18 protein-coding genes and 1 tRNA gene are annotated in these 13,642 nt (G+C 52.8%); 9 read left to right on the top strand and 10 right to left on the bottom strand.

Annotation, left to right across the window (positions count from 1 at the left end):
• Positions 1-29: 29 nt before the first annotated feature.
• Positions 30-494: a GNAT family N-acetyltransferase gene (locus L5470_RS08760; protein WP_099799514.1), complete on the top strand. Its 465-nt coding sequence runs from the start codon at positions 30-32 to the stop codon at positions 492-494.
• Positions 495-869: 375 nt separating this feature from the next.
• On the opposite strand, the gene L5470_RS08755 is transcribed toward L5470_RS08760, so the two are convergent.
• Positions 870-1,379: a DM13 domain-containing protein gene (locus L5470_RS08755; RefSeq protein WP_499499448.1), complete on the bottom strand. Its 510-nt coding sequence runs from the start codon at positions 1,377-1,379 to the stop codon at positions 870-872.
• 139 nt (positions 1,380-1,518) lie between these two features.
• Complete coding sequence (locus tag L5470_RS08750) at positions 1,519-2,058, bottom strand: (2Fe-2S) ferredoxin domain-containing protein (RefSeq protein WP_499499446.1); 540 nt, start codon at positions 2,056-2,058, stop codon at positions 1,519-1,521.
• 227 nt (positions 2,059-2,285) lie between these two features.
• Between L5470_RS08750 and L5470_RS08745 the strand changes: the two genes are divergently transcribed.
• From L5470_RS08745 to L5470_RS08735, 3 genes are all read left to right on the top strand, one after another.
• A complete protein-coding gene (locus tag L5470_RS08745; protein WP_227517397.1) occupies positions 2,286-2,513 on the top strand; it encodes a hypothetical protein in 228 nt (75 codons plus the stop codon).
• Positions 2,510-3,334, top strand: coding sequence for a prepilin peptidase (locus L5470_RS08740; protein WP_499499491.1), 825 nt, complete (start codon positions 2,510-2,512; stop codon positions 3,332-3,334). Before L5470_RS08745 ends, L5470_RS08740 begins: the two co-directional genes overlap by 4 nt.
• Positions 3,335-3,760: 426 nt before the next feature.
• Positions 3,761-4,585, top strand: a complete 825-nt coding sequence (locus L5470_RS08735; protein ID WP_499499443.1) for a carbohydrate ABC transporter permease — start codon at positions 3,761-3,763, stop codon at positions 4,583-4,585.
• Here the strand turns inward: L5470_RS08735 and L5470_RS08730 are convergent.
• Positions 4,582-4,977 (bottom strand): TrkA C-terminal domain-containing protein, encoded by a 396-nt coding sequence (locus tag L5470_RS08730; protein ID WP_499499441.1) that lies wholly within the window; start codon positions 4,975-4,977, stop codon positions 4,582-4,584. The genes L5470_RS08735 and L5470_RS08730 overlap by 4 nt on opposite strands.
• Positions 4,978-5,199: 222 nt before the next feature.
• On the opposite strand from L5470_RS08730, the gene L5470_RS08725 reads away from it, so the two are divergent.
• The 4 genes from L5470_RS08725 to L5470_RS08710 all read left to right on the top strand — a co-directional run bounded on the left by L5470_RS08725 (position 5,200) and on the right by L5470_RS08710 (position 8,839).
• A complete protein-coding gene (locus L5470_RS08725; RefSeq protein WP_499499439.1) occupies positions 5,200-5,511 on the top strand; it encodes a CRISPR-associated endonuclease Cas3'' in 312 nt (103 codons plus the stop codon).
• Between the two features lie 319 nt (positions 5,512-5,830).
• Complete coding sequence (cutA, locus tag L5470_RS08720) at positions 5,831-6,169, top strand: divalent-cation tolerance protein CutA (protein WP_099799658.1); 339 nt, start codon at positions 5,831-5,833, stop codon at positions 6,167-6,169.
• A gap of 18 nt (positions 6,170-6,187) precedes the next feature.
• Positions 6,188-7,369 (top strand): FtsX-like permease family protein, encoded by a 1,182-nt coding sequence (locus L5470_RS08715; RefSeq protein WP_448527897.1) that lies wholly within the window; start codon positions 6,188-6,190, stop codon positions 7,367-7,369.
• Positions 7,370-7,372: 3 nt separating this feature from the next.
• Positions 7,373-8,839 (top strand): polysaccharide deacetylase family protein, encoded by a 1,467-nt coding sequence (locus L5470_RS08710; RefSeq protein WP_099799660.1) that lies wholly within the window; start codon positions 7,373-7,375, stop codon positions 8,837-8,839.
• Positions 8,840-8,923: 84 nt separating this feature from the next.
• Here L5470_RS08710 and L5470_RS08705 read toward each other — a convergent pair whose 3' ends face one another.
• The 5 genes from L5470_RS08705 to L5470_RS08685 all read right to left on the bottom strand — a co-directional run bounded on the left by L5470_RS08705 (position 8,924) and on the right by L5470_RS08685 (position 10,742).
• Positions 8,924-9,220 (bottom strand): hemagglutinin, encoded by a 297-nt coding sequence (locus L5470_RS08705; protein WP_099799661.1) that lies wholly within the window; start codon positions 9,218-9,220, stop codon positions 8,924-8,926.
• Between the two features lie 167 nt (positions 9,221-9,387).
• Complete coding sequence (locus L5470_RS08700) at positions 9,388-9,672, bottom strand: hemagglutinin (protein ID WP_099799662.1); 285 nt, start codon at positions 9,670-9,672, stop codon at positions 9,388-9,390.
• A gap of 15 nt (positions 9,673-9,687) precedes the next feature.
• Positions 9,688-9,760: transfer RNA gene (locus tag L5470_RS08695), tRNA-Arg, on the bottom strand.
• An 18-nt stretch (positions 9,761-9,778) separates the two neighbouring features.
• The gene (locus L5470_RS08690) at positions 9,779-10,498 is read right to left on the bottom strand and encodes an ABC transporter ATP-binding protein (protein WP_099799663.1); all 720 of its coding nucleotides are present in this window, start codon (positions 10,496-10,498) and stop codon (positions 9,779-9,781) included.
• Positions 10,491-10,742: a hypothetical protein gene (locus L5470_RS08685; protein ID WP_499499433.1), complete on the bottom strand. Its 252-nt coding sequence runs from the start codon at positions 10,740-10,742 to the stop codon at positions 10,491-10,493. Before L5470_RS08685 ends, L5470_RS08690 begins: the two co-directional genes overlap by 8 nt.
• A gap of 171 nt (positions 10,743-10,913) precedes the next feature.
• Between L5470_RS08685 and ubiE the strand changes: the two genes are divergently transcribed.
• On the top strand, positions 10,914-11,609 hold the full coding sequence (gene ubiE, locus L5470_RS08680; protein WP_499499489.1) for a bifunctional demethylmenaquinone methyltransferase/2-methoxy-6-polyprenyl-1,4-benzoquinol methylase UbiE: 696 nt from the start codon (positions 10,914-10,916) through the stop codon (positions 11,607-11,609).
• 4 nt (positions 11,610-11,613) lie between these two features.
• On the opposite strand, the gene L5470_RS08675 is transcribed toward ubiE, so the two are convergent.
• Both L5470_RS08675 and L5470_RS08670 read right to left on the bottom strand, forming a co-directional pair.
• The gene (locus L5470_RS08675) at positions 11,614-12,810 is read right to left on the bottom strand and encodes a homocysteine biosynthesis protein (protein ID WP_099799665.1); all 1,197 of its coding nucleotides are present in this window, start codon (positions 12,808-12,810) and stop codon (positions 11,614-11,616) included.
• A 5-nt stretch (positions 12,811-12,815) separates the two neighbouring features.
• Positions 12,816-13,613, bottom strand: a complete 798-nt coding sequence (locus L5470_RS08670; protein WP_499499431.1) for a hypothetical protein — start codon at positions 13,611-13,613, stop codon at positions 12,816-12,818.
• Positions 13,614-13,642 lie beyond the last annotated feature (29 nt).

Below are 13,642 nucleotides of genomic sequence, written 5' to 3'. Positions count from 1 at the left end.
CTGATTTAATCCGTTAGGTACCCAAGACAATGAAAATGAAATTGTCTCTCATTCCAATTGAGCGTAACGGTTCCCCACGTGGCTATACAGGCTTCCTGCCTGAAGTGACGCAGGAAGTATTCCGGGCAACTGCTGATCTCTATACGATGGTCGGATTCGAAGAGCCGTGGATCGGCTATCTTGCGTTAGCAAACGGGATACCGGTTGGCACATGTGGCTTCAAATCACCCCCTCACGATGGATGCATTGAAATTGCCTATTTCACATTTCCGGACTTTGAGAACCGGGGCGTTGCTTCCGAGATGGCTGCCGCGCTCGTAGCAATTGCGCGCCATCATAGGCCATCTATTGTGGTCTCGGCACAGACACTTCCGGAGCGTAATGCCTCCCATAGAGTGCTTGAGAAGCTTGGATTCCAGCACGTTGAAACTCTTAAACACCCTGAAGATGGTACGGTTTGGGAATGGCAACTGAGGGAGGAGATTGGCACCTAAGATAGGCTTTAAGGCAAACAGAATCAACGTCAGCTATGAAATAGGCCACCACGCTCCTTTACCTTAAACCTAGAGAATACGTCAGCATAGCCTGCTGTTCCTATTCCTCGGTGCTCGATGTCCTATATTGGCTCAATAAGCTGTACCTGCCCTTCGTCCACATCGGCTCACTCAATCGCGTAACCATCCCCTAAGAGTTGCCAGTTTTGCCGTTCCTCCTCAGAGGCGTGCAGCAAACGGGGATACCAACATCAGGGGACACTTAAACTTCGGCCATCGATCAAGTCCACAATTAATGTTCTATACCCTCGGTTTTTCGCCAAGGAAACAGGGCTGAGCCAAAACCTACATGCTTTCTGAGGCCAGTGATAGCTGCTACTGAAGTGCCGCAGCCCCAAAGGTGGCATTAAATCGCCGACACCAAATGGCGACTGAGCGGTACTCATCTAAGTTGACAGTGGCTGGAATGTCATACCGTTGATCCCCACTAAACGATTGCAGCTCTGCCAAAATGACATAATCTCCTTCTCGCAGCGGGAACGCTGGGGGAGTTGTTGAACCCAGAACGTTCTCAGAACGGTGCAGGACAACTACTAGATCAGGCCCCATAGGAGAGGTTTCAAAGCTTTGGTCGAGTTCTAGGACTAACTGACCAGAGTTGTTAAAAATTTTGGCTATCCCAGAGGTCGGATGCTCGCCAGACATAAAATTACCCGACTTAATGGTGACGGATGCTGCGTCAGACCCAGCCTCTAGAGGTGTAGTAGGTGCTGAGTCTGCCCTCACCTCCGCAGCAGGATGGGACGTGCAAGCTGCTGTTAGAGCTAGGGGAACCCCCAGTAGTAGAAACCGTTTGAGTAACACAATAACCTCAGTAATAAGCAAGGGTTACCGCCATTCTATTGACAAACTCCCAGAACTGAGGGGGGAGGAGTCTAAGGCTGCCCTGACCGTACCGTCTGTCGCTTAGCTGTTAGGTACTTCTTGAGGAGTGCCAAAAGGAACTGATGCTGGTTGATTCTCCCTAGCCGTCCAAGGTTGCCTGCTGCTGCACCAATGCTTTGATCTGCTCGGCGTTAGCATGGGTTACTCGTTTTTTCAGTGGCAGAACCACAACCGCAGGGCCTCGTTTACACTCGCCAAGGCAACCGGTAGCTTTTAAACATATCGGTAACTCTTGAGCGATCGCCTCCTGCTGCAATTCTTGCCACAGTTGTTTTGCCCCGCGCCGACAACAGGAGGACTTCTGGCAAACAAGTACTTTGCAGGGGCGGGCAGCCACAGACACTGGCGGTTGGCTAACTGCTAAAAATTCTAAATGATGCGCCTTACAGTAGTACGCTGTATCAGAGCCCTTACAACAACGATCGCCATAGATACGGAGGCGATCGCCCACCCTAGGATAGGGATGAAGTTCCTGACGCAATGACTTTTTCAGCTTAATCCACAGGAGTCGCCCGGCTGTTTCCAAGACAATAACTTTAGGAAGCGCCTTTTTATAGATCACCTCTTGCACCGTGCCTTCAACACTAACTTGAGGCGAAGCTACTACAGCAAGTGTCATATTTGTCAGTCTCTATTAATAGTTATTCTCAATTAAGTTAACTCTAACATAGCCAGAGACATCTGGTAAGGGGTTCAAGGAAACAGGGATGATCAAGGATCAGGCAAATTACTGTCCCACCCACTGGATGGCTTTTGCATAGGTTGCCAGCTTCCACAGAACTGATGAATGGTTCAAAACCAGCAACAATACTTCATCTATCGTTCGATTGCCGAGGAGTGGGGCAAATGCAAGTTCTGCCGCCCATTGAGACCCTAGATACGCCTTTATTAGCTGCCGCCCAATCCATTTATAATCTCTATCAGCAAGTACATGGGGTGAGTCCCTCCCCTGCGGGTGTAGCGGTAAATCGGCAAACCCTCCGTGGTCATGTTGTCTTTACTTCCCAACCCGTGCTTCTCCCCCAAGAGTGCTTTATTCCTTACCATCACTTACCAGAAGTGGCCAGCCTATAACTGCTCTTACGCTCTTTACCCTCAGTAGTTACAGCCTCATCTTTTTGTTGGGGACTGCCGTGGGCAGTTTTCTGAATGTAGTGATTTACCGGATTCCCAACGGGCGATCGCTACTGTATCCGCCCTCCCGCTGTCCTGCCTGTCTGACATCCCTGCGAGCCTACGACAATATACCGATCCTAGGTTGGTTGCTGTTGCGGGGGCAGTGTCGCTATTGCCATGCTCCAATTTCATGGCGCTATCCAGCGATTGAGCTGCTTGTTGGCCTCCTATTTGTGGTCATCTTTGCCGTCAGCGGTTGGCAGTGGCAAACCCTAAAGATGTGGCTACTAACCGCTTGGCTGTTGGCCTTAGCATTCATTGATCTCGATACAATGATGCTGCCCCATCCCCTCACCCAGTGGGGACTGGTTGCCGGTCTGATCATGCAAGGCTTACTTGCAGGGGGGTGGCTGCCTGCCTTGGTTAGCATTAGTCATGGCATAATCGCCGCAGCGCTAGGCATTTGGCTTTTTGATCTGATTCGCTGGGGAGGGGCGATCGCCTTCGGCCAAGAAGTCATGGGGGGAGGTGACGGCAAGCTCGCTGCAATGATCGGTGCATGGTTGGGCTGGCAAGGGCTACTGGTCACTTTCTTTATCGCCGCACTACTGGGCGGCAGCGTCGGGGGGCTGGGAATTGCCCTTGGTTGGATTCAACGCCGTCAACCCATTCCCTTTGGTCCTTTTTTAGCCATAGCTGCTATCATTGCCGCCCTCTTCGGGGCTGATCTCATACAGTTTTATGTGGACACCTTTTTGCCCGGAGTCAGCATTCCCTAAAGAAGCAGGCAAAAGCCCCACTGCTATAAGGAAGCCGCCCGAACGAATAACTGTCCAGGCGGGGTGTGGTGTGAGGAGTGAACGGAAACGTGCGTCTCCGCTATTTCTATTGTAGGGGACAGTTTCAGAATTGCCATAGGCAAATTGACGCAAAATCCGCAAATCTTTAGGCTAATTTAACTTGGTGTCGCGGAACTCCTACCGATGCGGTGGGCTAGTTCATGGCGATGGCAATGAACTTGCTTAGGGCAGCAGAGAGTCAATATACAGGTACAAGGCCGAGCCTTCTGGGGATTAAGCTAAATAGAGAGGTTCAAACGAACAAGCGATGGAAACCACAACACTGGATTGGTTAGCGGGTGCTCTGGCGATCGCCATCGTCATTGGCGGCCTACTGATGATGTTTACTAATTTGTGGACGCGGCGATGAAACAGTGGTTGCGACTGGGATTGACCTATGGGCTGCTGATACTTTTAGCCCTTGGGATGCTGTTGCCCCTATTCTGGCTTGTGAGTACGGCCTTTAAGTCTGCCAATGAAGATATTTTTGCGTTCCCTCCCCAATGGCTGCCTAGGGAACCAACGTGGGAGAACTTTGTTACGGTGTGGCAGACGAATCCCTTTGGGCAGTACCTGTTCAACAGCACCCTCGTTGCTGGTTTGACGGTTGCCTGCAACCTGCTGACCTCTGCCTTGGCGGCCTATCCTCTAGCGCGGTTGCAGTTTCGCGGTCGGGGGGTCATTTTTGCAGCGGTGCTGGCCACTATTATGATCCCGTTTCAGATTGTCATGATTCCGCTGTATATTTTGGCGGTGCAGTTGGGGCTGCGCAATACCTACCTTGGGGTTATTCTCCCGGGGTTGGCCTCCGCCTTTGGTATTTTTCTGCTGCGGCAGGCCTTTATGGGAGTTCCCAAAGAACTGGAAGAAGCAGCACGGCTCGATGGCTGCTCGGAGTTAGGGTTGTGGTGGTTTGTGATGCTGCCTGCTGTCCGCCCAGCCTTGGTCACCCTCGCTATTTTTGTCTTTATTGGCGCTTGGAGCGATTTTCTGTGGCCGCTGATTGTTCTCGATCAGCCGGAGCTTTATACATTACCCATTGGCGTGGCCACCTTGGCAGGCACCTTCTCCCTCGATTGGCGGTTAATTGCTGCTGGCTCAGTGATTTCAGTAGTGCCCGTTTTCATCGTGTTTCTTCTTTTACAACGGTATATCATTCCCTCCGCAGCAGCGAGTGGTATCAAAGGTTAAGAGGGTAGCCCCCGCCCCCGATAGCGCATTTGGTAGCGGTAGGCATTCTGCTGGAAAAAGAGTCGAATTTCCGCAAGATGACCAAGGGCAATAATCGTATCGGCAGGCTCTAGCAAAAGGGTCAGGGGCGGATGGGTAACCAGCACCCCGTTGGCACGGCGCAGGGCAATAATAATAAAATGACCCCGCCCACGACCTTCGAGGTCGGCGATCGCCAGCCCCACCAGTGGCGAATCCAAGGGCAGGGTAAATTGCTCAATTTGCACATCCAGTTGGGTCAGCAGTTCAATCAGATGACTGCGCTCCTCCTTGGCCTCTAAAAAATTCAGTACCGTGGGTCGGGTAATGAGTTGCACCATCCGCTGGGCACTAATACTTGCGGGTAAAATCACGTAAACTACTCCCAGCTAAAGCAGGGAGCTTTTAGTAGCCCTGCAGTTAGCAAGCCAACCACGAGCCTCTGGGGTGGTTTACAACACCCCCAATCGACCGTTACCAGTGCCTTAAACAACCGTTTCTGGTGTCCGCAGTACAATTATAACCTAAGGCAACTAAAGTTGCTAAAGGAGCTTTCCTCCCCGCACTGAAGTACGGGGCTTCCAGCCATACCCGATGTGACGACCTTACTTGATGAATTGGGCGATGGATTAATCAAGCAGTTTGGGCTATCTCAGGATTTTGCAACCTTGCGGGCTACGGCGCGGCTGGCGGCGTTTCTTCATGACTTGGGTAAGGCCAATGACCATTTTCAAGCGGTGGTTCGCGGGTTCAAGAAACCAATGGACAATCCACAACTGATGCGACATGAGGCGCTATCGGTCTTGTTGGCCTGGGAATTGAGAGATTGGTTATCGACAGGGGAGGGGGATCTGATGGTGGCGATCGCCGCTGCGGGTGCCTCTACCTTTGATGCCGTAAGGCGTTGAGCACGTTGTTTATTTATTGTTGTTCCTAACACTACTACTGCCCTAGTACCAATTTTATMCCCTCCCGCCGTTTATCCTCCTGTATTTCCTCCTACCATGCAAACAGGAAATCCAGTAGCATATCAGGTGATGGCACAAAATGGTTTGATGCCTGTTGCCTGTATGCCCGGAACAGTGATGATCCAAAGTATGAGTTATCCCGGCTATCCTCCATCGCCTCCTATGTGTGCTTACCCAACGCCTTACATTCCTGCGGGCAACTACTATATCCATTAGAGGTTGGGCTGGGGGGTATCGGATAGGAGCCGGTTGTTGAGCTATGGCGAGTATCTATCAGTACTGTGTTGTCATTGTAACCACTGCTACAGAGGCGGACGCAACACTGTTAGCTCAGCAACTGGTGCAAGCTCGGCTCGCTGCCTGTGTACAAATTTATCCTATTCAGTCGATGTATCGCTGGCAGGGAGAGGTTCATCAGGACAGGGAGTGGCAATTGCTCATTAAAACCCGCTATGCTCTGTTTCCGCAGGTGCGCGATCGCCTTCAGGAGTGGCACTCCTACGAGGTTCCAGAAATCATTGCCCTGCCTATCATTGCAGGTTCATCTGCCTATCTGGGTTGGCTGGAGGCGGAAACACAGGTGCCCCCCACAGAGTAAACAGAGTATAATAGCGCAATGGTTTCTCTTGCCCGTAAAAACCTGTTAGAGGACTTTAGCCGCTTTTTGGTGGCTCAACTGGGGATTACCTTTGCGGTCAGCCTAGTCACGATTCAAGCAGGCTTACTGGAGGGCTTTGGCCGTTCGGCAACCCTGCTCATTAACCAAAGCGAGGCAGATGTTTGGATTGCCTCCAGTGAGCTACGCTACTTTGGCTTAACATTGCCCATTGAGTATCAAACGGTCATTGATGCCAAATCGGTGGAGGGTGTAGCCTCAGCGGAGCCTCTGCTGATGCAGTCTGCCATTTGGCGGCGATCTGAAACAGCTAATATTGATCCGGTACAGATCATCGGTCTTGAACCTACAGGCTCATTACTGCCGTTGCGGACGGTAGCTGGCGCTTCGGTAACAGAATTAGAAAAGCCCTACACCGTGCTGGTGGATCAAATTGACCTCGATGCCCTATCAATTACTGCCCTAGACCAAACAGCTAAGATTAATAACTATCCAGCGGTGGTGCTGGGCTGGACGCGGGGGGTTAAGTCCATTGTGTCGAGTCCTTATGTTTTTACATCGTTAGAAACAGCAAACCTGTACCTGAACTTTCCCCGTTTTGATGAGAAGGAGCCGCCTCCTACCTTTTTGCCCTTGATTGAACCCAGCAGCCGCATTACCTACGTGATGGTCAAAGCGTCTCCAGAGACTAGCTTGGCTGACCTGCAGCAGCGCCTCAAGGCAGCTTTACCTAACCATACAGTGCTCAGTTCGGCGGAGCTGACACTGCTGACTCGGCGCTATTGGTTGGCCAGCACCAGTGTTGGCTTTATTTTGGGGCTTGGGGCAGGTGTTGGGATGATTGTGGGTGTGGTGATTGTGAGTCAGATTCTGTACTCCTCTGTGAGCGATCGCCTACAGGAGTATGGCACCCTTAAGGCGATGGGTGCTTCTGACTGGTACCTATACCGGATTATCATTGAGCAGGCATTGTGGATGGCGGTGCTTGGCTATTTGCCCGGCTTGGGGCTATGTTTGGGTCTAGGGATGTGGACCATGCAGGCACGGGCTATTCAAATTATTATTACGCCGCAGCTTGCGATCGCGGTTTTTAGTACTACGGTGGTGATGTGTGTCAGTGCATCACTGTTAGCTGTGCAAAAGGTGATGCGTCTCGACCCCGCCCAAGTGTTTCGAGCGTAAGTCATGCCCTATCTTTCTTTACCATGGCCTGCGGTTACCCCAGTGGGGCAACCCATTCTGAGTGGTTGGGAGGCGCAACTGGCTGCCCTCCGACCCAGCGAACCCCTTGTGCCATCGGACTACAGTATCATTCGGGCGGGCTTCGCCTGTGCCCTACACATGCATCAACCAACCATTCCCGCCGGACATGATAGCCGTTTAATCAGCCACTTGCAGTATATGCTGGAGCACCCCCACGAAGGGGATAACCATAACGCCCAAACCTTCCTCTGGTGTTATCAACGTATGGGGGACTGGATTCCAGAGCTTGTGGCTGAGGGCTGTCAGCCCCGCATTATGCTGGACTACTCCGGGAATTTACTGTGGGGACTTCAGCAAATGGGTCAGGAGGGGGTGCTGGATGCTCTGCGCCGCATTACGGTAGAGGCGACTTATGCGCCTTACGTGGAGTGGCTTGGCACCTGCTGGGGGCACGCGGTTATTCCCTCTACTCCGATCCCTGACATTGAGTTACACCTGCGTGCTTGGCAGCATCAGTTTGTGGCTTTATTTGGGGTTGAGGCGCTGCAGCGGGTACAGGGATTTTCGCTGCCGGAAATGCACTTGCCCAATCACCCTGATACCCTGTTTACACTCGTGGAATGCCTCAAACGCTGTGGCTATCGTTGGTTGTTGGTGCAGGAGCACAGTGTTGAGCAGTTGGATGGCTCACCCCTGAGTGCCACGGCAAAATACGTACCCAATCGTCTAGTGGCGCGGAATTCTCAGGGCGAGGTTAGCGAGATCACCGTGTTGATTAAAACCCAAGGGTCAGATACGAAGCTGGTGGCGCAGATGCAGCCCTACCATGAGGCGAAGCATCTGGCGACCTATTGGTCTGGGGCGATCGCCCCGCCCTGTGTGACCCAAATTGCAGATGGTGAAAATGGCGGTGTGATGATGAATGAGTATCCCCGCGACTTTATGCCGGTGTGGCACGAGCTAAAAGCACAGGCAGCAGCAGGGGTTGTGGGACTCAACGGCAGTGAATACCTTGCCCTATTAGCCGCCAAGGGGATCACTGCTGCGCAGTTTCCGCGCGTGCAAGCGGTACAGCAGCACAAACTCTGGCAATACGTCGATAGCACCTCCTGTACACCAGAGGCAGTGGCGGTAGCGATCGCCCAGCTGAGTGCCACYGACCCCCACTTTTCGATGGCAGGCACATCGTGGACAAACCACATTAGTTGGGTCAAGGGTTACGAAACCGTGCTGCAACCCATGGAGCAGCTTAGTCGTGAGTTCCATCGTCGCTACGATCCGTTAGTTGCAGCAGATCCCCAGATCACCCAAACAGCGGAGTACCAAGAAGCGCTGCTTTATCTGTTGACCTCCCAAACCAGTTGTTTTCGCTACTGGGGCAGTGGTCGCTGGACAGAGTATGCCAAAACAATCTGTGAACGGGGTCTGGCACTGTGTGCAGCAAACTGAGAGGATGTCTGGAACAGTAGCTCAGTATCAGCTAATTCACGGGATTCGCCGTGATCTGTGCTGCTTTCGTGTTGATGGCTCTTTTTAGGCACGGTCAAACCAGAGCACCTTAATCACGCTACCACCCACTAGAGTGACCAGCCCCACAATGAACGCCCATAACCTTGCATCCGTCGTCTTCTGTTGGCTACGTAGCTCGGTAACATTGTCTCGCAGCTCAGAGCGGAATGCCTCAACCTTGTCATCTAGCGCCTTAATTTCAGCCTTCACCGTCTTGAATTGCTCATCCGTTCTAGCGATGTGGACATCTAGCTTCTTATCCATGGATTGTAGTAAATCCATGATTTGCTTGGCTTCACTGGCTGTGATCTGCTCACTCATGACTTGCCTCCACTGACAAACGTAGCGGCATAGATAGCCGCCGCCTTAGCCTTCCATTGGCTACTTAAGTTAATCCCTTTAGCCGCCATCATTCTTCCTTGCTCTTGCTTCAGGATATTCCTCTTTTCACATCGCTCAACATTGTGGCTATCACCGAAGCCCATAGGTCATATCTTGTCGAACAGTGTGAGCTTCACCAACCCAGCGGCCAGCAACAAAATTAACGCCACAATGAAACTCCACAGACGGTTATCGATCGCCCGCTGCCTATCCCGTAACTCCTCAACCTTCTCATTGAGCGCCTTAAATTGCTCGTCGTTCTTCGTCTGGTTAACTTTGACTTCCATGGTCAATGCCTGGAGTTCAGACTTGACCGCTTTCATATCGCCGTGCAATTCCTTGAGAATATCCATGATTTGCTTGGCTTCACTAGCGGTGATCTGTTCACTCATGGCTTGTCTCCATTACGGACGTGGAGGGATTCGAACCCCCGACCCTCAGAACCGGAATCTGATGCTCTATCCACTGAGCCACACGTCCAGCTTATCAATCATATCACTATCCGAGATAGGCTTGCTTCACTCGTTCATCCTGCAACAGTTCTGCGCTCGTGCCACTCAAGGTAATTTTTCCAGCTTCAAGCACATAGGCGCGATCGCCCAGTTGCAGGGCAAGATGAGCATTTTGCTCTACCAAAAGTATTGTGATACCTTGCTGCCGCAGCTCTGCCAAAATCGTAAAAATGTCCTGCACCAGATTGGGGGCTAGGCCTAAACTAGGTTCATCGAGCAAGAGTAGGCGCGGCCGGCTCATCAGGGCGCGGGCAATGGCTAACATTTGCTGTTCACCACCGCTGAGGGTGCCCGCCAATTGGTGCTGACGATCCCGCAAGCGTGGAAAGCGTGTGAGTTGTTGCTCGAGATCTTGTTTCACTTGGATGGGGTCATGACGGGTATAGGCACCCAGCAAAAGGTTATCGCGAACTCGCTGTTGTGCTAATATCTGCCGTCCTTCAGGACAGTGGGCAATGCCTAGGCGGACGAGTTCATGGGGCGATCGCCGCTGTAGTGACTGTCCTTGAAAACGAATCACCCCTTGACTGAGGGGGACTAACTTAGAAATAGCCCGCAGCAGTGTGGTCTTACCGGCACCGTTTGCGCCCACTAGGGTAATACACTCCCCCTCAGCAATACTGAGGCTGACCTCTGTCAGGGCACAGATTCCCCCATAGTGAACCGTGAGGGATTCAATCTCAAGAATCGCTGCTGTCTTAGACACTAGTGTTATGGGAGGTCTCAGGTTCAATGGTACTGCTTGGGCAAACGGTGGCTTCTTCCCATTCGCAGATGGCAGCGTGTTCCGTTTGAGCCGCGGCACTGGTGACCAAGGTTGTAATTTCTCGGGGAGAAAATCCCTCCTCTAGGAGCTCCATATAGATAGGGTGAAGATTGCGCTGTAATTCTTTGAAGATGGCACGGGCACGATCGGTGTAGCGAAAATTTTGATCAAACAGGCTAGCCATAGAGCGGTTCCGGTTGCGATGATGGAAGAACGGCCACGGGTCGGGAGAACACAATTTTTATGATAAACGGCGCAGCCACGGATCATTGTTAGCTGAGTGTTGCGGAATTCCCCATCGATGCGGTGGGGTAGTTTATGATGACATCCTCCTCTGTTGTTCACGCGGGGGGTGTTGGAGGTTCTGATGACCGATGTTCGGGCATTGTTTGAGCGGATTGCCCCGCTGTACGATCGCCTCAACGATCGCCTAAGTTTTGGCTTGCACCACGTCTGGAAACAGATGGCGGTGGACTGGTTACGCTTAGAAGCGGGAGCTAGGGCGCTAGACCTGTGCTGTGGCACTGGAGATTTGACCCGCTTACTGGCACGGCGGGTCGGTCGCCAAGGGCAGGTGATTGGCTTGGACTTTGCGGCGGCACCCTTGGCCATTGCCCAGCAACGCAGTCTAGGGTACCCACAAATTCAATGGGTTCAAGGCGATGCCCTTGCCGTTCCCTATGGCGATCGCACCTTTGCAGCCATTACCATGGGCTACGGTTTACGCAATGTGGCTAGTATTCCGCAGGCATTGCGGGAAATGTACCGGCTCCTGCAACCCCAAGGACAGATAGCCATTCTTGAGTTCAGCCACCCCGAGTCCCCTGCGCTTGAGCAGTTCCAAGCATGGTATCTCCAGCAGTGGGTGGTGCCAACGGCCCAAGCCCACGATTTTGGCACTGAGTACGACTATTTATGGCCAAGTATCCAAGCCTTCCCCAAACCGGCAGACCTCTGTGCCATGATTCAGGCGACCGGGTTTCACGCCATTCGACACTATCCCCTGCTCGGCGGCTTGATGGCCGTTACCCTGGCTGAGCGCGATGGGTGATGGATTATTCCCGAGTGCTAGGCGTGGTCCATGACTGTTGGGGCAAAAAGGCGCGATCGCCCGGCAAGGGAGCCACCGCTTCTGCAAGGGTAAACTCACCCTTAAGAATCCATTCCTTGAGGCGCTCCGCAATCTGCTGGCCAAAGTAAAGACTGGTGAGCGGGGCAGTGCGCACAGTTTTCCCGTCGATTTTGATAGTGCCGGACTTTAATTGCGCATAGTTCACTACGCCAAAGGTGGGACGAACCCGGCGCGGAATTGAAAAATCAATAATTGGCGCCACCACGTCCTCATCGCGAATGGCGCAGCGAGCAATCACCTCTTCATCCAGCACTGGCAGGGGAATCCCCACCCCTAACATCAGGGACGCACCATAGTTTTTGAAGTAACAGCCGCGCACCCAAAAGGGGTCCATCTGCTTGGCATCGCCAATGAGGGCAAGGGTTGCCGCTGGGCCAATGGGCGTGTCGTTTGCGAGGCGTTTTTGTAAAGGGAAGTGTTGGGTTCCCTCCCAGGCAATGTAGCCAATGCCACCCCCAAGAAAAATCCGGGTGCCAATGCCCACTAAGCGCAGGTACGGATCATTTAACAGTGGTGAGAGGGCACCACTACTGGCATAAACCGCATTGCCTAACTGGGGCTGGAGCGGGCCTAAATAGGTATAGAGGGGGCGATCGCCACCATTGACCCCAACAATAAAGTTCTGGTACAGATTGCGTGGATTGTAGAGGTAAAACTGGTTAATCGTGTCCTTGCTAATCATGGTTTCCAGACTGGCGCGCGGATAGCAGTCAGTGACGTGCCCCAGCGCCCGTAATGGGATAGCCTTGCCCGCAATCAAATCCGCAATGACATGACCGCCGCCGCGCTCCCGCAGGGTATCCGCTTCCCCTCCCTCTGGATTCAGATCCACAGACTGCGCCGCTCCCAAATAGAGATCAACGGCGCCAATGCCACTGTAGGCAGGAATGCCATCTAACCAGCACTGCCGCAGTTTGAGGGGGGGATCCGTCGGGCCAAGGTTAATGATGGCACCGGAGGACTCCATTGGCTCAAAGGTACCCGTTGTAATGACGTCCACCTGCTGGGTGGCTTCGGCCACAGTAAGGCTCTCGAGGCGTTCTTTGAGTTCTGCCAACGTCCAGACGATAGCATGGCCACTGCGAATCTTGGCATTAATTTCGGCAATAGTGCGCTCCACGATCGTTACCGCAAATCTTCAGGGTGGCGAATTTGCCAACTGCCATCGGGAAGGCGAGAGACCTCCCCCCCCAAGCGTTCAATATTTTCAATGGCGGTTTYGCGGGAGCGATCGCTCACAGCATTCACCAACGCCCAAATCCAAGCGTTAATTTGCGCCATGCGACTATCAGGGTCATTGCGGAGGGTCTGCGCCAGCGATCGATAGTAGGGCGCCGCCTCCCGAATGTGTGGGTCTGTTTGTAGTTCTGCCCACTCCGCCGCGCGATTGTAGGATTGAGCCGCCGCCAGCCCCTGACCTAAAAAGAGCAACTCATCCATGGCCCGAAACACCCACACTAGGTACGCACTCGGTTGATAGTGGGGGTCGAGATGGGTTAAGCCCTGCGCCATGAGTTCTACCGATGTTTTGGGCTGACTGGCATAGACCGTGATTGCCGTTGAAAGGTAAGGGTAGCTTTGGACAAAGCGCGGATCCTTCGCTACAATCACACGAAAAAAGGCAGGCACCTGATCATAGCCAGTGACACGGCGGGCATCAGAGTCACCAAAAAATTGCAAAAACTGTAGGAACGCCCAATCACTCACAAGATTATCAAACCCCAAGGCCGGTAGCTTCGCCAAGGCCTCCATCTGGGCAATGGTCTGGGCAGTTTGCCGCTGGTATTCGGCCTCCGTAAGCACTTGCCCCGATGGGTCTTGCAGGGTCTCTAGGGATCGCCGTTGCATAATGGCCACACTGCTGAGTGCCACCAGTGTCACTGCTAAGCCAATGACATCAGACCATCGCCAGCCGCGTTTCATGATGTACCCGCCTCTGGATGAGGGAATCG

The sequence above is a fragment of the Synechococcus sp. PCC 6717 genome (genome assembly GCF_022698185.1).
Classification (GTDB): Bacteria; Cyanobacteriota; Cyanobacteriia; order Thermosynechococcales; family Thermosynechococcaceae; genus Thermosynechococcus; species Thermosynechococcus lividus.
The sequence above is the reverse complement of the archived record's forward strand: the minus strand, read 5'-3'. Positions and strand labels throughout refer to the sequence as shown.

Coding starts and splice junctions, on each gene's coding strand:
- L5470_RS08760 (WP_099799514.1), top strand. CDS start 30: ATGAAAATGAAATTGTCTCTCATTCCAATTGAGCGTAACGGTTCCCCA.
- L5470_RS08750 (WP_499499446.1), bottom strand. CDS start 2,058: ATGACACTTGCTGTAGTAGCTTCGCCTCAAGTTAGTGTTGAAGGCACG.
- L5470_RS08745 (WP_227517397.1), top strand. CDS start 2,286: ATGCAAGTTCTGCCGCCCATTGAGACCCTAGATACGCCTTTATTAGCT.
- L5470_RS08735 (WP_499499443.1), top strand. CDS start 3,761: ATGAAACAGTGGTTGCGACTGGGATTGACCTATGGGCTGCTGATACTT.
- cutA (WP_099799658.1), top strand. CDS start 5,831: ATGGCGAGTATCTATCAGTACTGTGTTGTCATTGTAACCACTGCTACA.
- L5470_RS08715 (WP_448527897.1), top strand. CDS start 6,188: ATGGTTTCTCTTGCCCGTAAAAACCTGTTAGAGGACTTTAGCCGCTTT.
- L5470_RS08705 (WP_099799661.1), bottom strand. CDS start 9,220: ATGAGTGAGCAGATCACAGCCAGTGAAGCCAAGCAAATCATGGATTTA.
- L5470_RS08700 (WP_099799662.1), bottom strand. CDS start 9,672: ATGAGTGAACAGATCACCGCTAGTGAAGCCAAGCAAATCATGGATATT.
- L5470_RS08685 (WP_499499433.1), bottom strand. CDS start 10,742: ATGGCTAGCCTGTTTGATCAAAATTTTCGCTACACCGATCGTGCCCGT.